The sequence below is a fragment of the Streptomyces sp. NPDC039423 genome, assembly GCF_055598725.1.
This window is the reverse complement of the sequence record NZ_JBVKAH010000002.1, coordinates 869,642-888,867: the sequence shown is the minus strand read 5'-3', so window position 1 is coordinate 888,867 and position 19,226 is coordinate 869,642. Positions and strand designations below refer to the sequence as shown.

14 protein-coding genes and 1 pseudogene are annotated in these 19,226 nt (G+C 72.3%); 8 read left to right on the top strand and 7 right to left on the bottom strand.

Annotation, left to right across the window (positions count from 1 at the left end; genetic code table 11):
• Positions 1-227: 227 nt before the first annotated feature.
• The 5 genes and pseudogenes from ACZ7LK_RS10070 to ACZ7LK_RS10050 all read left to right on the top strand — a co-directional run bounded on the left by ACZ7LK_RS10070 (position 228) and on the right by ACZ7LK_RS10050 (position 8,532).
• Positions 228-2,213 carry an alpha-1,4-glucan--maltose-1-phosphate maltosyltransferase gene (locus ACZ7LK_RS10070; RefSeq protein WP_471139589.1) on the top strand — a complete coding sequence of 662 codons (1,986 nt, stop codon included), beginning with the start codon at positions 228-230 and terminating at the stop codon, positions 2,211-2,213.
• Positions 2,210-3,901: pseudogene (gene treS, locus ACZ7LK_RS10065) on the top strand (maltose alpha-D-glucosyltransferase); the annotation flags it as partial. The gene ACZ7LK_RS10070 and the pseudogene treS, both read left to right, overlap by 4 nt.
• Before the next feature lie 448 nt (positions 3,902-4,349).
• The gene (locus ACZ7LK_RS10060) at positions 4,350-5,732 is read left to right on the top strand and encodes a maltokinase N-terminal cap-like domain-containing protein (RefSeq protein ID WP_469463623.1); all 1,383 of its coding nucleotides are present in this window, start codon (positions 4,350-4,352) and stop codon (positions 5,730-5,732) included.
• A 192-nt stretch (positions 5,733-5,924) separates the two neighbouring features.
• A complete protein-coding gene (gene glgB, locus ACZ7LK_RS10055; protein WP_471139586.1) occupies positions 5,925-8,150 on the top strand; it encodes a 1,4-alpha-glucan branching enzyme in 2,226 nt (741 codons plus the stop codon).
• A 76-nt stretch (positions 8,151-8,226) separates the two neighbouring features.
• Entirely contained in the window at positions 8,227-8,532 is a 306-nt protein-coding gene (locus ACZ7LK_RS10050) for a hypothetical protein (RefSeq protein WP_471139423.1), read from the top strand.
• Here the strand turns inward: ACZ7LK_RS10050 and ACZ7LK_RS10045 are convergent.
• From ACZ7LK_RS10045 to ACZ7LK_RS10030, 4 genes are all read right to left on the bottom strand, one after another.
• Positions 8,522-10,744 (bottom strand): HelD family protein, encoded by a 2,223-nt coding sequence (locus tag ACZ7LK_RS10045; RefSeq protein ID WP_392271939.1) that lies wholly within the window; start codon positions 10,742-10,744, stop codon positions 8,522-8,524. The two genes, ACZ7LK_RS10050 and ACZ7LK_RS10045, sit on opposite strands and share 11 nt — an antisense overlap.
• A 147-nt stretch (positions 10,745-10,891) precedes the next feature.
• Positions 10,892-11,227 (bottom strand): thioredoxin, encoded by a 336-nt coding sequence (trxA, locus tag ACZ7LK_RS10040; protein WP_392271940.1) that lies wholly within the window; start codon positions 11,225-11,227, stop codon positions 10,892-10,894.
• Complete coding sequence (locus ACZ7LK_RS10035; RefSeq protein WP_392271941.1) at positions 11,224-11,613, bottom strand: MerR family transcriptional regulator; 390 nt, start codon at positions 11,611-11,613, stop codon at positions 11,224-11,226. Before ACZ7LK_RS10035 ends, trxA begins: the two co-directional genes overlap by 4 nt.
• 29 nt (positions 11,614-11,642) lie before the next feature.
• Positions 11,643-12,155, bottom strand: coding sequence for an Lrp/AsnC family transcriptional regulator (locus tag ACZ7LK_RS10030; protein ID WP_392271942.1), 513 nt, complete (start codon positions 12,153-12,155; stop codon positions 11,643-11,645).
• Between the two features lie 45 nt (positions 12,156-12,200).
• On the opposite strand from ACZ7LK_RS10030, the gene ACZ7LK_RS10025 reads away from it, so the two are divergent.
• Together ACZ7LK_RS10025 and ACZ7LK_RS10020 are read left to right on the top strand one after the other, a co-directional pair.
• On the top strand, positions 12,201-13,076 hold the full coding sequence (locus tag ACZ7LK_RS10025) for an NAD-dependent epimerase/dehydratase family protein (RefSeq protein WP_392271943.1): 876 nt from the start codon (positions 12,201-12,203) through the stop codon (positions 13,074-13,076).
• 44 nt (positions 13,077-13,120) lie between these two features.
• Positions 13,121-13,951, top strand: a complete 831-nt coding sequence (locus ACZ7LK_RS10020; RefSeq protein WP_392272664.1) for an aldo/keto reductase — start codon at positions 13,121-13,123, stop codon at positions 13,949-13,951.
• Positions 13,952-14,052: 101 nt separating this feature from the next.
• On the opposite strand, the gene ACZ7LK_RS10015 is transcribed toward ACZ7LK_RS10020, so the two are convergent.
• On the bottom strand, positions 14,053-15,669 hold the full coding sequence (locus ACZ7LK_RS10015) for an MFS transporter (protein ID WP_392271944.1): 1,617 nt from the start codon (positions 15,667-15,669) through the stop codon (positions 14,053-14,055).
• 102 nt (positions 15,670-15,771) lie between these two features.
• Here ACZ7LK_RS10015 and ACZ7LK_RS10010 point away from each other — a divergent pair, with 102 nt between their 5' ends.
• Positions 15,772-16,371: a TetR/AcrR family transcriptional regulator gene (locus tag ACZ7LK_RS10010; protein WP_471139418.1), complete on the top strand. Its 600-nt coding sequence runs from the start codon at positions 15,772-15,774 to the stop codon at positions 16,369-16,371.
• 76 nt (positions 16,372-16,447) lie between these two features.
• Here ACZ7LK_RS10010 and ACZ7LK_RS10005 read toward each other — a convergent pair whose 3' ends face one another.
• The gene (locus tag ACZ7LK_RS10005; protein ID WP_471139415.1) at positions 16,448-17,635 is read right to left on the bottom strand and encodes a YncE family protein; all 1,188 of its coding nucleotides are present in this window, start codon (positions 17,633-17,635) and stop codon (positions 16,448-16,450) included.
• 155 nt (positions 17,636-17,790) lie between these two features.
• Positions 17,791-19,137 (bottom strand): cation:dicarboxylate symporter family transporter, encoded by a 1,347-nt coding sequence (locus ACZ7LK_RS10000; protein ID WP_392271947.1) that lies wholly within the window; start codon positions 19,135-19,137, stop codon positions 17,791-17,793.
• Positions 19,138-19,226: the final 89 nt, after the last annotated feature.

Genomic DNA, 19,226 nt, shown 5'->3' with positions numbered 1-19,226 from the left:
GATATTCCACTCGAACGGGGCCGGTTCCTTTCGTGTTCGCGTACGCCTGAGTAGTTAACAACACGCCGGATTGCCCACCCGAAGGGTGTGGGTAGGGCTCCTCCGGTACCCGCCCACCCGAGTGAACCCGGACAGGAGCGGTGATGCCTGCGCTCTGCCACTCGTCAACGGAGCAAGTACAAAGAGCGATACCCCGTACGCAACCCTCAGGTGATGCCGTGAACTCGCTGATTGGTCGCATTCCCGTTCTCGATGTACGCCCGCTGGTCGACTGCGGCAGAAGGCCCGCCAAGGCGGTGGTCGGCGAAACCTTCCAGATTACGGCCACGGTCTTCCGCGAGGGGCACGACGCCGTGGCCGCGAACGTGGTGCTGACGGACCCGGCCGGCAAGCCGGGCCCGTTCACCCCGATGCGGGAACTGGCGCCCGGCACCGACCGCTGGGGCGCCGAGGTCACTCCGACGGCGGAGGGGCGGTGGACCTATACCGTCGAGGCCTGGAGCGACCCCATCGCCACCTGGCGCCACACCGCCGGCATCAAGGTCCCGGCCGGCATCGACACCGCCCTGGTCCTCGCCGAGGGCGCCACGCTGCACGAACGGGCCGCCGACGGCGTACCGAAGGGCGAGGGCCGCGAGGCCGTGCTCGCCGTGGTGGACGCCCTGCGGGACGAGCGGCGCTCCGCCGAGGACCGGCTCGCGGCCGCCCTCGGCACCGAGGCGGTCCAGGCGCTGGCCGCCCATCCGCTGCGCGAACTGGTCTCCGCCGCCAAGCCGTTGCCGTTGCTGGTGGAGCGGGAGAGGGCGCTGTTCGGGTCGTGGTACGAGATGTTCCCGCGCTCCGAGGGGGCCCGCCGGGAAAACGGACGCCTGGTCTCCGGAACGTTCCGCACGGCCGCGGAGCGACTTCCGGCCATCGCCGCGATGGGGTTCGATGTCGTATATCTGCCGCCCATCCACCCCATCGGCACCACCCATCGCAAGGGTCCCAACAACACCCTGACGGCCGGTCCCGACGACGTCGGTGTGCCGTGGGCGATCGGCTCCCCCGAGGGCGGCCACGACGCGGTCCACCCGGACCTGGGCACCCTCGAGGACTTCGACGCCTTCGTCGAACGCGCGCGCGAACTGCGCCTGGAGGTGGCGCTGGACTTCGCGCTCCAGTGCTCGCCGGACCACCCGTGGGTCGAGAAGCGCCCGGCGTGGTTCCACCACCGGGCCGACGGCACCATCGCGTACGCCGAGAACCCGCCCAAGAAGTACCAGGACATCTATCCGATCGCGTTCGACCGGGACATGCGCGGCATCATCCGCGAGACGGTGCGCGTACTCCGCCACTGGATGGCCCACGGCGTCCGCATCTTCCGCGTCGACAACCCGCACACCAAGCCCGTGGTGTTCTGGGAGAAGGTCATCGCGACCATCAACAAGAGCGACCCCGACGTGATCTTCCTGGCGGAGGCCTTCACCCGCCCGGCGATGATGCACACCCTGGGCGCGATCGGGTTCCAGCAGTCGTACACGTACTTCACCTGGCGCAACACCAAGCAGGAGCTGACGGAGTACCTCACCGAACTGTCCGGCGACGCCGCCGCCTACATGCGGCCGAACTTCTTCGTGAACACCCCGGACATCCTGCACGCCTACCTCCAGCACGGCGGCCGCCCCGCCTTCGAGGCGCGCGCGGTGCTCGCCGCGACGATGTCCCCGACGTGGGGCGTGTACGCCGGGTACGAACTGTGCGAGAACACCCCGGCGCGCGAGGGCAGCGAGGAGTACCTGGACTCCGAGAAGTACCAACTGCGCCCACGCGACTGGGAGTCGGCCGAGCGGGAGGGCCGCACCATCGCGCCGCTGATCACGAGTCTGAACCGGATCAGGCGCCGCAACGCCGCCCTGCGGACGCTGCGCTCGGTGCACTTCCACCACACCGACGACGACGCCGTCATCGCGTACAGCAAGCGAGCGGGCTCGAACATTGTTCTGACGGTCGTCAACCTCGACCCGCGCCACACCCACGAGGCGACGGTGTCGTTGGACATGCCGGAACTCGGCCTCGACTGGCACGAGACCGTGCCGGTGCGCGATGAGCTCACCGGTGAGACCTATCACTGGGGCAGGGCCAACTATGTGCGCCTCGAGCCGGGTGTCACGCCCGCGCACATCCTTGTCCTGCGACCGTCCCCGCCGATCGGAGGGTCACCCACATCATGATCGTCAACGAGCCCGTCCACGACACGTTCGAGGACACACCGGCAAAGGACCGTGATCCCGACTGGTTCAAACGAGCCGTCTTCTACGAGGTTCTGGTGCGTTCGTTCCAGGACAGCAACGGCGACGGCGTCGGCGACCTCAAGGGCATCACCGCCAAGCTGGACTACCTGCAGTGGCTCGGGGTCGACTGCCTCTGGCTCCCGCCGTTCTTCAAGTCCCCTCTGCGGGACGGCGGTTACGACGTATCGGACTACACCTCCGTACTGCCCGAATTCGGCGACCTGGCCGACTTCGTCGAGTTCGTCGATGCCGCCCACCAGCGCGGCATGCGAGTGATCATCGACTTCGTGATGAACCACACCAGCGACCAGCACCCGTGGTTCCAGGAATCCCGCAGCGACCCCGACGGCCCCTACGGCGACTACTACGTCTGGGCCGACGACGACAAGCAGTTCCAGGACGCGCGGATCATCTTCGTCGACACCGAGACGTCCAACTGGACCTTCGACCCGGTGCGCAAGCAGTACTACTGGCACCGGTTCTTCTCCCACCAGCCGGACCTGAACTACGAGAACCCGGCCGTGCAGCAGGAGATCCTGTCCGCACTGCGCTTCTGGCTCGACCTGGGCATCGACGGGTTCCGCCTGGACGCCGTGCCGTACCTGTACCAGCAGGAGGGCAGCAACTGCGAGAACCTCCCGGCCACCCACGCCTTCCTCAAGCGGGTGCGCAAGGAGATCGACGCCTCCTACCCCGACACCGTGCTGCTCGCCGAGGCCAACCAGTGGCCCGAGGACGTCGTCGACTACTTCGGCGACTTCTCGGCCGGCGGCGACGAGTGCCACATGGCGTTCCACTTCCCGGTCATGCCGCGCATCTTCATGGCGGTGCGCCGGGAGTCCCGCTACCCCGTCTCCGAAGTCCTGGCGAAGACCCCGGCGATCCCGGCGAACTGCCAGTGGGGCATCTTCCTGCGCAACCACGACGAGCTGACGCTGGAGATGGTCACCGACGAGGAGCGCGACTACATGTACGCGGAGTACGCCAAGGACCCGCGGATGCGCGCCAACATCGGCATCCGGCGGCGCCTGGCCCCGCTGCTCGACAACGACCGCAACCAGATCGAGCTCTTCACCGCGCTGCTGCTGTCCCTGCCCGGCTCGCCGATCCTCTACTACGGGGACGAGATCGGGATGGGCGACAACATCTGGCTGGGCGACCGCGACGGCGTCCGCACGCCCATGCAGTGGACGCCCGACCGCAACGCCGGCTTCTCGTCCTGCGACCCGGGACGGCTGTACCTGCCGACGATCATGGACCCGGTCTACGGCTACCAGGTCACCAACGTCGAGGCGTCCATGGCGTCCCCGTCGTCGCTGCTGCACTGGACCCGCCGGATGATCGAGATCCGCAAGCAGAACCCGGCCTTCGGCCTGGGCTCGTACACCGAGCTGCCGTCGTCCAACCCGGCCGTCCTCGCCTTCCTGCGGGAGTACGGGGACGACCTGGTGATGTGCGTGCACAACTTCTCCCGCTTCCCGCAGCCCACCGAACTGGACCTGCGGCGCTTCAACGGGATGCACCCGGTGGAGCTGATCGGCGGGGTCCGCTTCCCCGCGATCGGCGAATGGCCGTACCTGCTCACCCTCGCGGGGCACGGCTTCTACTGGTTCCGCCTCCGCCAGGACCCGGTGAAGCCGGCCACGGGCCGGACGGTCACGGAAGCCACCGTCGCCACGTCCGCCCCGGTGATCCCGGCAGGCTCCGGCGCGGTGACGACGCCGGGCGCGGCCCGTGCCGGGGCGGCGGCCGTAGCCGTGCCGGGCGCGGCGGGCGGCGAGGCGGCTCCCGGGCGGGCCGCTCCGGAGCGGGTGACCGTGCCCGGCCGGGTGCCGGCCGGCGGGGACCGGGGCCCGTCCCCCGCCGGCGGCGGGGCGGCCGGGAAGGGGTGAGGACATCAGGGCGGGGCGTTTCCGTCGCCCCGCCCTGGGCACTCTCCCCCTCATACGTCGATTCGGGTCTATCTCGACCATCCCCGCCCGACACGTCCCGCACAGCCGGACAGCACTCGCCGCATTCCGGGACACTCTGCACGTTCTGTGCATTTCGTAGTGCCCGGGGAAAGGACGCGCTGCCATGTCGGAGACCGCATCCACCGCCCGGGCTCCGGTCGCCCTGCTCCCCTCCCTGGTGCCGCTGCTGCACGAATGGCTGCCGCGCCAGCGCTGGTTCGCCGGGAAAGGCCGCCCCGTCACCGCTTTCACCCTCGTCTCGGTGACCGAACTGCTCCCGCTCGACACCACCGGACCCGGTCTGCTGCACCTGCTCGTGCGGGTCCAGCAGCCCGGCGCCGGCACCGCCGCCCAGGGCGACTGCTACCAGTTGCTGCTGGGCGTGCGGAACACCCTGCCGCCGCAGCTCGCCCCCGCGCTCATCGGCCGCGTCCCGGACGGACCGCTCGCCGGGCGCACGGTCTACGAGGGGCTCAGCGACCCACGGCTCGCGGCGCTGCTGCTGGAACGATTGCGCACTCCCGGCCCGATGGGTCCGCTGCGGTTCTCCCGGACCGTCGCCATCCCCGAGGGCCTCACGCCCCGCGTCCTGGACACGGAGCAGTCCAACTCGTCGCTCGTGTACGGCGACCAGTACATCCTGAAGGTGTTCCGCCGGGTCTACCCGGGCGCCAACCCCGACCTGGAGCTGCCGCTCGCGCTCGCCCGCGCGGGCTGCACCCGGGTTCCCGCGCCCGTCGCCTGGTACGAGACGGGCAACGGCCGGCCGGAGGCCAGCACCCTGGGCGTCCTCCAGCCCTATCTGCGCGGGTCGCAGGACGGCTGGCAGCTCGCCCTGGACGCCCTCGCCGCCGGCCGGGACTTCACCGCCGAGGCGCGGGCGCTCGGCCGGGCCACCGCCGAGGTGCACACCGCGCTGGCGGACGCCCTCCCGACAGTGGCCCTGGGCCGCCCGCAGACCGAGAACCTGGTCCACGGGATGGGCCGCCGGCTGGACGCCGCCGCCCAGGCGGTACCCGCGCTGATGCCGTACGTCCCGGGACTGCGCGCCGCTTTCGAGGCGGTCGGCGCGGCCCGGACGGAGGGGTTGCTCGGGCGGGCCCAGCGGGTCCACGGCGACCTTCACCTGGGCCAGACCCTCCGTACCGGGGACGGCGACTGGTCGGTGATCGACTTCGAGGGGGAGCCCGCGAAGCCGCTCGCCGAACGCCGCCGCCCGCAGCCGCCGGTGCGCGACGTGGCCGGCATGCTGCGTTCCTTCGACTACGCGGCCCGCTCGCACCACCCCTGGAACCCCGACTGGGCCGAACGGTGCCGGGACGCCTACTGCACCGGATACGCCGAGGCCTCGGGCGCCGACCCGCGCGACGAGCCCGAGCTGCTGCGCGCGTACGAGACGGACAAGGCGGTCTACGAGGTCCTGTACGAGGCCCGGCACCGCCCCGACTGGCTCCCGGTCCCGATGGCGGCCATCCACCGCCTGGCCGCGCAGACCACCACTCCGTGATGTGAACGCCCCTTGAGGAGGCTTCTCCCCGTGACCCCCCGTCGCCCCACCCGTAACCCGGCCGCCCCGGCAGCCAAGAAGGCCCCGGCCACCACCAAGGCCCCGGGAGCACCGGCCGCGCCGGCACCCGAGAAGGCGCCCGCGGCGCCCGCGTCCACCGCGCCTCCCGCACCCGCCGTCAGGCAGACCCCGCTGGGGGACGCCACCACCCTGCCCACGCCGCCGCCCGGCGCCACGCCCCGGCCGCGGGCGGCCGCCGACGGGGTGGTCGCCGCGCCGCTGGGCCCGGCCGACCGGGGGCGGCTGCTCGCCGGTGAGCACCACGACCCGCACGCCCTGCTGGGCGCCCACCCGGTCGACGGCGGGATCGCGATCAGGGCCCTGCGCCCGTGCGCGCGCGGCGTGACCGTGGTCGTCGACGGGGTGGGCACCGAGCTGCACGACGACGGCGACGGACTGTTCTCCGTGGTGCTGCCGCTGTCCGCGGTGCCCGCGTACACGCTGCGGACGGCGTACGACTCCGCCGTCGCCGAGGGGGACGACCCGTACCGCTTCCTGCCGGCGCTCGGCGAGCTGGACCTGCACCTGATCGGCGAGGGCCGGCACGAGGAGCTGTGGAAGGCGCTCGGCGCCCACCCGATGACCCACCAGGGCGTCACCGGCACCCGCTTCACGGTGTGGGCGCCCAACGCGCGCGGGGTGCGGCTGGTCGGCGAGTTCAACTACTGGGACGCCGGCACCGGCCTGCCGCTGCGGTCGCTGGGGAGCACCGGGGTGTGGGAGCTGTTCGTCCCGGGCCTGGGCGAGGGGGCGCTGTACAAGTTCGCCGTCACCGGGCCGGACGGGCACTGCTCGCTGCGCGCCGACCCGATGGCCCGCCGCACCCAGTGCCCGCCGGAGACGGCGTCCGTCGTCACGGCCTCGCACTACGAGTGGCAGGACCGCGACTGGATGGCCCACCGCGGCGACCGGCCCGTCCACGAGGCGCCCTTCTCGGTGTACGAGGTGCACCTGCCGTCCTGGCGGCCGGGCCTGACCTACCGTGAGCTTGCCGACGAGCTGCCCGCCTACGTCAAGGGCCTGGGCTTCACGCACGTCGAGCTGATGCCGGTGGCCGAGCACCCCTACAGCCCGTCCTGGGGCTACCAGGTCACCTCGTACTACGCGCCCACGGCCCGCCTCGGCAGCCCCGACGACTTCAAGTTCTTCGTCGACGCCTGCCACCGCGCCGGGCTCGGCGTCCTCGTCGACTGGGTGCCGGCCCACTTCCCGAAGGACGACTGGGCGCTGGCCCGCTTCGACGGCACCCCGCTGTACGAGCACCCGGACCCGCGGCGCGCCGAGCACCCCGACTGGGGGACGCTGGAGTTCGACTACGGCCGTACCGAGGTGCGCAACTTCCTGGTCGCGAACGCGGTTTACTGGTGCGAGGAGTTCCACGTCGACGGCCTGCGGGTCGACGCGGTCGCCTCGATGCTGTACCTGGACTACTCGCGCGAGGGCGGCGAGTGGCTGCCCAACGAGCACGGCGGCCGGGAGAACTTCGACGCGGTGGCCTTCCTCCAGGAGATGAACGCCACGGTCTACCGCCGCTGCCCGGGTGTGGTCACCATCGCCGAGGAGTCCACCGCGTGGGAGGGCGTCACCCGCCCGACCGACAGCGGCGGGCTGGGCTTCGGGCTGAAGTGGAACATGGGCTGGATGCACGACTCGCTGGTGTACGTCTCCAAGGAGCCCGTGCACCGCAAGTACCACCACAACGAGATGACGTTCTCGATGGTGTACGCGTACAGCGAGAACTACGTGCTGCCCATCTCCCACGACGAGGTGGTGCACGGCAAGCAGGCCCTGGTGACCAAGATGCCGGGCGACTGGTGGCAGCGGCGCGCCAACCAGCGTGCCTACCTGGGCTTCATGTGGGCGCACCCGGGCAAGCAGTTGCTGTTCATGGGGCAGGAGTTCGCCCAGGGGGCGGAGTGGTCGGAGGCGCATGGCCCGGAGTGGTGGCTGACGGAGGACGGCTACCACTCGGCGGGCGACCACCGCGGGATGCGGGACCTGGTCCGCGACCTGAACGCGGTCTACACGGCGACGCCCGCGCTGTGGGAGCGGGACACCGTCCCGGAGGGCTTCCAGTGGTCGCTCGGTGACGCCGCCGAGGACAACGTGTTCGCCTTCCTGCGGTACGACGCGCAGGGCGCGCCGCTGCTGTCGGTGAGCAACTTCTCGCCGGTGGTGCGCGAGGACTACGGGCTGTGGGTGCCGGACCGGATCGCGGCGTGGGCGGAGGTCCTGAACACCGACGCCACGGAGTACGGCGGCAGCGGGGTGCGCACCGCCGGCCCGGTGAAGCCGGAGGGCGGGCACGTCCGGCTGACGCTGCCGCCGCTGGCGACGGTGTGGCTGAAGCCGGCCTGACCGGACGGGCCGCCGTGGCGCGCGGCGGCCGAAAACGGTGTGCGGGGAGGCCGGCCGGCGGGTGACGATGACCGCCATGACCGACCTTCCCGCACAGACCCTGCTGGTCTTCGACCGTGATGACTGGGTGTACGTCCTGCCCTCGTTCGACGCCGCGGCGCACGAGCTGGAGGCCGTGGACGTGGCCGGCGGGGAGTACGAGGCGTTCACGCTGGACGGCGAACGCGTCGCGCTCACCGCGCCCGGGGGCTGGCGGGGCCCGGTCGTCGTCGGGGCGACCGGGCGGCGCGACCCCGCAGCGCTGCGGGAGCGGATCGAGCGGAGTTCGGGCTCGCCCGCGCCCACCCCCGAGGAGCTGGCCCGGCTCCACCTCAACCGCTGACCCGGACCACCCCCAGCCGCTGGGTGGCTCGGGTCAGCGCCACGTAGAGGTCGTTGACGCCGTGCGGCCCGCCGGACCGGATGCCCTCCGGGTCGGCGACGATCACGGTGTCGAACTCCAGGCCCTTCGCCTGGCGCGGCTCCAGCAGGACGACCGGCCGGGTGAGGTCGGGTTCCGGTCCGCGGGAGGCTTCGGGGAGGGCCGCGCCGAGCGCCGGGAGCCGGCCGGGCGGGGCGATCACGGCGAGCCGTCCCTCGGCGGGCCGTTCCCGGCGTACGGCCTCGGCGACCTCGCCGGGCAGGTCGTCCGTGGTCCGCTCCCAGGGCGCCACGCCCGTGGACCGCACGGAGCGGGGCGGGACGAAGTCCGGGTCCTCGGCGCGCCGCACCGCCGCCGCGACCTCCATGATCTCGGCGGGCGTGCGGTAGTTGACGCCGAGGCGGACGTGCTCGTAGCGGTCGCCGACGTACGGGCCGAGGATGTCCTGCCAGGAGCCGCAGCCGGCCGCGTCGCCGGTCTGGGCGGGGTCGCCGACCAGGGTCATCGAGCGGGTGGGGACGCGGCGCATCAGCAGCCGCCACGCCATGGCGGACAGTTCCTGTGCCTCGTCGACGATGACGTGCCCGAAGGCCCAGGTGCGGTCCGCGGCGGCGCGTTCGGCGGCGCTGCGGTGGTCGGCCTCCTCGTGGCGCTCGGCGAACCGTTCGGCGTCGATGATGTCGTGGGCGCCGAGCACCTCCGACTCCTCGTCCTCGAACTCGTACGTACGGGAGGCGTAGGAGACGTCCAGCACGCCTTGGGCGTAGGCGATGCGGGCGCTGCGCTCGCGTTCGGCGGCGGCGCGGGCGGCGGTGTCGTCCTCGCCGAGCAGTTCGGCCGCCTCGTCCAGCAGCGGTACGTCGGCCTCGGTCCACGGGCCGCCGGTGCGGCGGACGAACTCGGCCTCGCCGTCCGGGAGGTGGCCGTCGGGCTCGGCGAGGAAGCCGGCGACGAGCTCCTGCGGGGTGAGCGCCGGCCACAGCTCCTCGATCGCGGCGTGGACGTGGGGGCTGGCGGCGATCTCCTTGCGCATCTGGGTGATGTCGCTGGGGTCGAGGAGGTTGGGGCCGCCGAAGGGGTCGGCGCCGAGCCGCTCGGCGAGCTGGTCGGTGAGCGCGTCGATGATCCGGAACGCGAAGCGGGGGCGGGCGAGGTTGTGCGGCAGGCCGGTGCCGCGGGCGTCCCAGCGGGCGTCCTCGGCCATGTTCCGGTCCAGCAGGAGGGTGCCGTAGTCGTCGTGGTCGATCTCGATCGGCGCGTCGGTGGGCGGGACGGTCTGCCGGTCGCGGAGGACCCCGGCGAGGACGTCGGCCATGCCGGCGCGTCCCTTGATCTCGGCGGCCTCGGGGGTGTCGGTGCCGGTGGCGCGGACGCCGGGGAACAGCTCGCCCGGGGTGGCCAGCAGGACGCCGGTCTCGCCGAGGGCGGGCAGCACCTCGCCGATGTAGCCGAGGAAGCCGGAGTTGGGGCCGACGATGAGGACCGCGCGGCGGGCGAGCTGCTCGCGGTGGGCGTAGAGCAGGTAGGCGGCGCGGTGCAGCGCGACGGCGGTCTTGCCGGTGCCGGGGCCGCCCTCGACGACGAGCACGCCCTGGTGCGGGGCGCGGATGACACGGTCCTGTTCGGCCTGGATGGTCTGCACGATGTCGCTCATGCGGCCGGTGCGCGCGGCGTCGAGCGCGGCGAGGAGCACCTCGTCGGCGTCGGGGTTCTCGTGCCCGGTGCGGGTGGTGTCGGTCAGGTCGAGGATCTCGTCGTGCAGCGCGGTGACGTGGCGTCCCTCGGTGGTGATGTGGCGGCGGCGGCGCAGCCCCATCGGCTCGTACCCGGTGGCGAGGTAGAAGGGCCGGGCCACGTCGGCGCGCCAGTCGACGACGAGGGGGGTGCGTTCCTCGTCGTCCTCCCGGATGCCGATGCGCCCGATGTGGTGGTCGCGGCCGTCGCGGAATTCCAGTCGTCCGAAGCAGAGCCCGCTTTCGCCGGCGTCGAAGGCGGCGAGCAGCCCGGACTGTTCGGCGACCAGCACGTCCCGCTCCAGCCGCGCCTGGAACCCGGTGCCGACGTCCTTGAGGGCGGCGCGGACGGCGGTCTCGGCCTGGGTCCGCAGGTGGTCGAGTCGCGCGTAGAGCCCATTGATGAATTGCTGCTCTTTCCGATATTCCTCGGTTGACAATCCAACTCCCGACGCGATACAGTGCGCTTATTGAACTTCTGCGCGCCTTTTGGCGTGCGCGCATGCGAAAACTCAAATATACGCGAGAAAACGCCCCGGCCGCCAATGCGGCCCGGGGCGTTTTCCGTACGTCGGTGCCGCTGTGCCTCAGACCAGCGCGTCCTCCACTTCCTGGAGCAGCCGGCGCTTGGGGCGGGCGCCGACCATCGACTTCACCGGCTCGCCGGCGCGGAACACCAGCAGGGTGGGCATGGACAGCACGTTGTAGCGCGTCACCGTCTCCGGGTTGGTGTCCGCGTCGATCTGCACCACCTTCAGGCGGTCCGCCTCCTCGGCGGCGACCGCGCTCAGCACGGGGGCGAGCTGGCGGCACGGGCCGCACCAGTCGGCCGTGAACTCGACCAGGACCGGGCGGTCGGCGGACAGGACCTCGGTGTCGAAGTCCGCGTCGGTCACCTCGGGCACTCCATGGGCGTGGATCATTCCGTCGTCCTCTCGAATTGGCAGCGTGGTTCGGGCGTCCCGGTCGCCAGCGCGAGCCGGGCGGCGACCTCGGCGCGCACCGCCCGGAGCTGGCCGATCAGGCCGTCCAGCTCGTCGAGCTTGCGCCGGTAGACGTCCAGCGAGGCGGGGCAGGCGTCCCCGGCCGGATGGCCGGCGCGCAGGCAGTCGACGAACGGCCGGGTCTCCTCCAGGTCGAACCCGAAGTCCTGGAGCGTCCGGATCTGCTGGAGCAGCCGCAGGTCGTCCTCGTCGTACGTGCGGTAGCCGTTCTCCGCGCGCCGCGCGCGCAGCAGGCCACGGGACTCGTAGTAGCGCAGGGTCCGGGTGGTCGTGCCCGCGCGCTTCGCCAGCTCGCCGATTCGCATGCCCCCGACGGTAGGGCTTGACGCGGACGTCAAGGCAAGAGCGGTTTGCGCGGCACCGGCGAGGAGAGCACGACCGACGTGGTCGTGCGGCCCAGCGCGGACGTCTGCTCCAGCACGTCCTCCAGGTGGACGGTGTCCGTGACCGCCACCTTGAGGATCCAGCAGTCCTCGCCGACCACGTGGTGGGCCTCCAGGACCTCCGGGCGGTCCAGCAGCTCCAGGGTCCTCGGGTGCCGGAGGGTGTAGCCACCGTGCGGGTCGACCCGGATGAAGGCCTGGATGCCGTAGCCGAGCCGGGCCGGTGACACGTGCGCGCCGTACCCGGTGATGGCACCGCACGTCTCCAGGCGGCGGACGCGTTCGGCGACGGCCGCCGGGCTGAGCCGGACCCGGCGGCCGAGCTCGCTCAGCTTGATGCGGCCGTCGCTCTGGACGAGCTCCAGGATCTGCCGGTCCACCTGGTCGAAGGACACCGCCGTCGTTCCGACGGCCACGGGGCGCGGATGCCGTTGTTCTTTGGGCGCGGCGGCCGGATCTCCCATGGTTCCCCCTTCAGGCTGCGGCCCGTCACCGTAACACTGGTGCCCATGCTCGGAATATGCGTGATCGGCGGGAGCCGGTACTTCGGAAAGCGCCTGGTGAAGCGGCTGTTGGAGGCGGGGCACACCGTCACCGTCGTCAATCGCGGATCGTCCGCGCCGCCCGCCGGGGCCGTGCACCTGATCGCCGACCGTGACGACGAACGGGCCCTGGAGGAGGCGCTCGGTCCGCGGACCTTCGACGTCGTGCTCGACCAGGTCTGCTACACCCCCCGCCAGGCGGAGATCGCCCGGCGGGTCCTCGGGCCGCGCACCCGGCGCTACGTGATGACGTCGACGGTCGAGGTGTACGAGAACGAGGATTCCGCCTCGCCCGTGCGGGAGGAGGCCGTCGATCCGCGCACGGTCGCGGTGGACCTGGACGCCGACCTCCCCTACGGCGAGGGCAAGCGGCAGGCCGAGGCCGTGTTCGCACGGGACCCGTCGCTGCGCTTCACGGCCGTGCGGGTCGCCCATGTCCTGGGTGGCGCCGACGACTTCACCGGTCGCCTCACGCACTACGCGGAAAGGATCGGGGCGGGGCTCCCCGTCGCCGTGGCCCCCGCGGACCGTCCGGCGACCTATGTGTACGTGGAGGAGATCGCGGACTTCCTGGCGTGGGCGGCCGAGCGGGACTTCACCGGGCCGGTGAACGCGGCGTCGCACGGTCCCCTGACGACCCGGGACATCTGCGCGGCCGTCGAGGCGCGGACCGGTGGCCGGGCGGAATTCCGGGAGGTCGGGACGGGCGAGGTGTCCCCCTTCTCCTTCCGGCGCGGATACGCCATGGACAACACCCGTGCCACGGAGCTCGGTTACCCCTTCCGGCACAGTTCCGACTGGCTGGAACGGGCCGTCGGCGAAACCCTCGGGGCCCTGGCGTGAGGTACCTCGGGGACGTCGCGGTCGGCGCCGTGGGGCTCGGGGCGATGCCGCTGTCCATCGAGGGCCGCCCCGAGGAGGCCCGCGCGCTGGCGACCGTCCACGCCGCGCTCGACGCGGGCGTCACCCTGATCGACACGGCCGACTCGTACCACGCCCCGGCGGGCGGCGAGCCCGGCGACGGTGAACGCCTGGTCGCGCGCGCCCTGGCGGCATACGGCGGCGGGGCCCGCGACCGGGTGCTGGTCGCCACCAAGGGCGGCCGGGGCCGCACCCCCGGCGGCGGCTGGACCGTCGACGGCCGCCCCGAGCACCTGCGGCGTGCCGCCCGGGCGTCGGCGCGGCGGCTGGGGGTGGAGGCGATCGGCCTGTACCAGTTGCACAAGCCGGACCCGGCCGTGCCGTACGCCGAATCGCTGGGCGCGCTCCGCGACCTGCTGGACGCGGGCACCATCCGGATGGCCGGCGTCTCGAACGTGGACGTGGCGCAGATCCGCCTCGCCCGCGAGGTCCTGGGCGACCGGCTGGTCTCCGTGCAGAACCAGTGGTCCCCCGCCGTCCGGGACAGCGAGCCCGAGCTGCGGCTCTGCGCCGAGCTGGGGCTGGCGTTCCTGCCGTGGAGCCCCCTCGGCGGCATCTCGCGCAGCTCGCTGGACGGCCCGTCCGCCCGGGAGGCCGACCCCCGGTTCGGCGCCTTCCACCGGGTGGCGCGGGAGCGGGGGGTCAGCCCGCAGCGGGTGGCCCTGGCATGGGCGCTGGCCCGCTCCCCGGTGGTCGTTCCCATCCCGGGGGCCAGCCGCCCGGAGACGGCCCGCGACTCGGCCGCGGCGGCGGATCTGGTCCTGGACGAGCGGGAGCGGGAGCTGCTCGGCCCGTGAGGCGCGGGGGCCTCGGCGCCGCCCGTGAGGGGCGGAAACCGCCGGGCCGTGACGTGCGGCCCCCCGGCGGCACGTCACGGCCCGGCCGTGCGGGGGCGGGCTCAGACCAGCTCGGGCTCGCGGGCCTCGGTCTCCGCCTTCGCGCGCGCCGTGCGGCCCGGCAGGAGGAGGGCCACCAGGACCGTGCCGACGGCCAGGATCGCCGCGCCGACGAGGCTGGTGTGGGCCACCGCGTCGGAGAAGGCCGAGCCCACGGCGTCGGCCATCCGCTCGGCGCCCTGCGTCAGTTGGGCGGCCTGCGCCGGCGAGGCATGGGCGGCCTGCTCGCCGATGCCGTGCGCGACGGCGAATCCGGCGCCGACCGAGTCCTGGGCGGTGGTGAGCGCCTCGGCGGGGAGGCCGCTGCCCTCGGTGGCGTCGGCGAGGTGCGAGGAGTACGAGGAGGCCAGTACCGAGCCGAGCAGCGCGATGCCGAGCGAACCGCCCAGCTCCAGCGAGGTGTCGTTGACGGCACCGCCCACGCCCAGCTCCGACTCGGGGAACGCGCCCATGATGGCGTCGGTGCAGGGGGACAGCGCGAGGCCGATCGCGACGCCCAGGACGACCAGCGGGGCGACGAAGTCGCCGTACGCGGAGGCCGCGTCGACCCGGGTCAGCAGGGCGAGGGCGAGCGTACCGAGGGCCATGCCCGCGGTGACCGTGACCTTCATGCCCAGGCGCGGGGTGAGGAACCCGGTCAGCGCGGAGCCGACGAACACGGCGCCAGCCAGCGGCAGCATCCGCACGCCCGTGTCGAACGGGTCGTACCCGAGCACGAACTGAAGGTGCTGGGTCAGGTAGTAGAAGGCGCCGAAGACGGCGAGGAAGAACAGGGCGACGGCCAGGTTGGAGCCGGCGAAGCCGCGGTTCAGGAAGCGGCGGACGTCCAGCACCGGGCGCGGGTGGCGCAGCTCCCAGACCACGAAGGCGACGAGCCCGGCGCCCGCGACGACCGCGGCGCCCACGGCCTTGGCGTCCCAGCCGAAGTGCGGGCCCTGGATGATCATGTAGACCAGCGCTCCGGTCCAGACGACGGAGAGCAGCCCGCCGACGTAGTCGATGCGCCCGTGCCGGGCGGCCTTCGACGGCGGTACGAGGGCGAAGGCGCCGACGATCGCGAGCGCGGCGACGGGAACGTTGATCAGGAACGTGGACGCCCAGCCGTGGTTCTCCAGCAGGGCGCCGGCGACCAGCGGCCCGGCGGCGATGGCGAGACCGGCGGTGGCCGTCCACAGGACGATGGCCTTCGCGCGCTCGGCGCGCGGGAAGGTCGCGGCGAGCAGCGACAGCGTGGCGGGCATGATCATCGCCGCGCCGACGCCCATCACGGCCCGGGCGGCTATGACACCGGCGGAGGAGTCGACCAGCGAGCCGGCGACCGAGCCGGCGCCGAAGACGACCAGGCCCAGGACGAGCGCGCCGCGCCGGCTGTACTTGTCGCCGATCGCGCCCAGCAGCAGCATCAGCGCCGCGTAGGGGACGGTGTAGCCGTCGATGACCCACTGGAGGTCGGAGCTGGACAGCCCCAGGTCCTGGGTCATGTCGGGCGCGGCGACGGTGAGGGCGGTGTTCGCCATCACGATGATCAGCAGGCTCAGGCACAGCACGAGCAGTGCCCACCAGCGCTTCGCATAGGGCCGGTCCATCCTCTCGACCGGCTCGTTCATGACGAGACGCATGGTTCTGTCCACCCTTCCAGCGACACGATCTTGCACAGTGATGTGCAATTACACACTCCTGTGCAAGTTACGCCACTGCACAGCCATGTGCAAAATGAAGGCGTGACTTCTGGAAGAGCCGATGCCAACCGGCGCCGTATCGAGCAGGTGGCCCTCACCGAGCTGCTGCGCGACCCGGACGCCTCCATGGACCAGATCGCCCGCGCGGCCGGGGTCGTACGCCGGACCGTGTACGGGCACTTCCCCAGCCGGGAAGCGCTGATCGCCGCGCTCGTGGACAGCGCGGTCGAGTCGGTGGCGCGGGCGCACGCGAGCGGCCGCGAGGGCGTGGACGACCCGGCCGAGGCGCTGGCCCGCGCCACGCTCGCGGTGTGGGAGATCGCCGACCGCTACCGGCTCCTGGTGGCACTGGCCCAGCGGAGCGTCACCATGGAGGGCATCCGGGAGCGGCTGACCCCGGTGCGCGAGGCCTGCGCGGCGGTGCTGCGGCGCGGCCTGGACGAGGGCGTGTTCACCTCCCCGCTGCCGGCCGCCGCCCTCGCGTACGTGCACGAGCAGGTGCTCTTCGGGCTGATGGAGGCGGTGAACGCGGGTGCGCTCGCGGCGGACCGGGCGGGGCGGTCCGCCGCGGTCACGATGCTGATCTCGGCGGGGACGCCGGCCGAGCGGGCGGCGGAGCTGGTGGCGTCGCTGGAGCCGTAGGCCGTGTCCGTGAAGTCTCGCTTGGCCCGCGGTGCCCCGGACGCCCCCTAGGGCCTGCCTGCCGGATCCAGCCGGATCAGCGGTCCAGACCGGACAGCGCGTCCGCCGCCACCCGCCCGGCCCGCTCGCGCTGCGGGAAGTCGCCGACCTTCACCCGGGCGACCTCCTTCGCGGTGCGGTAGTCGACGACCGACACCTCGTCCCGGTTGGAGAGGGTCACGAAGCAGTGCGTGCCGCCGGGCCCGGTGAGGGACCAGTACGGCAGCGCCCCCGGCTCGTAGGGGACGAGGCCGTCGGTGGTCAGGCCGGGGCGGGAGACGACGGCCGTGTAGTCGTCGATGGTGCCGGCCATGCACAGCTTGTCGTTCGCGCCGTTCATCGCCATGCCGTGGTGGGCGGAGTTCTGCGGGTAGTCGTCCGGCTTCAGCGCCGCCCCCGCCGCGCTGAACGGCATCTCGACGGTCCGCACCGTGCGCCCGGCCTGGAGGTCGTACTCGATGAACCCGTTGAGGTAGGAGAGCTGGGCGTACATCGTCTTCCCGTCCGGGGTGATCACGGCCGGGCGCACCCCCTTGTCGAAGGTGTACTTCCGCAGCACCTTCAGCGTGGCCGCGTCGGCGACCGTGACCTGCTTGGTCCCCTTGAGGGCGTTGAGGGCCTTGGGGAACGAGGTGATGCCGATGGACATGTTGTAGATGCGGCTGCCGTCCGCCGAGTACATGTTCTCGTGCGGGTACGTGCCGGTCGCGAACTCCCCGGTGACGCGGCCGGTCGCGGTGTCCAGGGCCTGCGCCTTGGCGGCGGTGATGGCGGAGACGACGAAGGTGGAGCCGTCCGGGGAGAGGACGGCGTGGTCGGCCTTGAGGCCGTCGAGGTGCGTGCGCCAGAGCTGCCGGCCGGAGGCGATGTCGTACGCGGCGGCGTCGCCGAGGTTGCCGCGCGAGACGTAGAGGGTGCGCCCGTCGGGTGAGAGGTGGGCGTCGTCCACGAACTTGTCGCCGCCCGCCTGCTGCCGGACGATCTCGTAGGCGGCGCGGCGGATCGGGTCCATGCCGGCGAGGACCGCGTCGAGGTCGGGGACGACGTCGAGGGAGCCGAGGTTCTCGTACGTACGGGAGTCGATGAAGCTGACCGTGCCGTCCGCGCTGTTGCCGACGACCACGACGTCGCGCGGGGCGGTCCTGGGCTCCTCGGCGGCGGAGGCGGTGACCTGGCCGAGGGCCACCGTGAGGGTGAGGGCGAGCAGTGCGGGAAGACGCGACATGGGGGATCCCTTCATGCACATGCCAGAAGTGGTCCCTACGATGACACGTTCCTGTTACCGGCGGTACGGGCGGAACGGACCGAACCGCGCGGGGGCCTCCCGCGCGGTTCGGTCGCCCGGACTCCGTACGCCCGGGGCGCCTCGGGCCCGGTACGTCAGACCTTGACGGGCTCGCGCGGCTCGGGGAGGTCGTCCGTGCCACCGGGGGCCGGGGCGTGGTCGTCGACCAGGGTCCTCTCGTCGAACGGCACCTTCCCGGCCAGGACGTCGGCCACCCGCGCCTTGTCGATCTCCTTGGTCCAGGTGCCGACCAGGACGGTGGCGACCGCGTTGCCCGCGAAGTTGGTCAGGGCGCGGGCCTCGCTCATGAAGCGGTCGATGCCGACGATCAGGCCCACGCCGTCGACCAGTTCGGGGCGGTGCGACTGGAGACCGCCGGCCAGCGTCGCCAGGCCCGCGCCGGTCACCCCCGCCGCGCCCTTCGAGGCGATGATCATGAAGACGAGGAGGGAGACCTGCTCGGAGAGCGAGAGCGGGTCGCCCATCGCCTCGGCGACGAACAGCGAGGCCATCGTCAGGTAGATGGCGGTGCCGTCCAGGTTGAAGGAGTAGCCGGTCGGGACGGTGATGCCGACGACGGGCTTGCTCACGCCCAGGTGCTCCATCTTGGCGATCAGGCGCGGCAGCGCCGACTCGGAGGAGGAGGTGGACAGGATCAGCAGGAACTCCCGGCCCAGGTACCGCAGCAGCGTCAGGATGTTCACGCCCGCCACCAGCCGCAGCAGGGTGCCGAGGACGCCGAACACGAACAGGGCGCAGGTGAGGTAGAAGCCGATCATGATGACGGCCAGCGACTTCAGGGCGTCCACGCCGGTCTCGCCGACCACCGCCGCGATGGCGCCGAACGCGCCCACCGGGGCGGCCCACATGATCATCGCGAGGATGCGGAAGACCAGGCGCTGGATGTGCCCGATCCCGCGCAGCACCGGCTCCCCCGCCCCGCCCATCGCCTGGAGCGCGAAGCCGGCCAGGAGCGCCACCAGGAGCGTCTGGAGCACCTCGCCCGCCGTGAACGCGGAGACCAGTGTCTTGGGGATGACGCCGAGGAGGAAGTCGGCGGTGCTCTCGCTCGCCCCCGACGCCTGCTTCTCGCCCGCCGCCGCGACCTCGTCCGTCAGCCGGAGGCCGGAGCCCGGCTCCAGCACGTTGCCGACGACCAGGCCGATGGCGAGCGCCACGGTCGACATGACCATGAAGTAGCCCAGGGCCAGTCCGCCGACGGCGCCCACCTTCGCGGCCTTGCGCACCGATCCGACGCCCAGCACGATCGTGCAGAAGATGATCGGGGAGATCATCATCTTGATCAGGTTGACGAAGCCGGTGCCCAGCGGCTTCAGTTCGACGGCCACCCCCGGGGCGGCGAAGCCCACGGCGATGCCGAGCACGACCGCCCCGATGACGGCCAGATACAGATAGTGGGTACGGTCCCGTCGTGCGGCCACGGGGTCCTCCTCGGTGAGTCGCTCCACTGTCCCTGTGGATCCCCGAGACCATCTCTCACCTTGTGACGGCGGTCACCGTTGCGTACCTT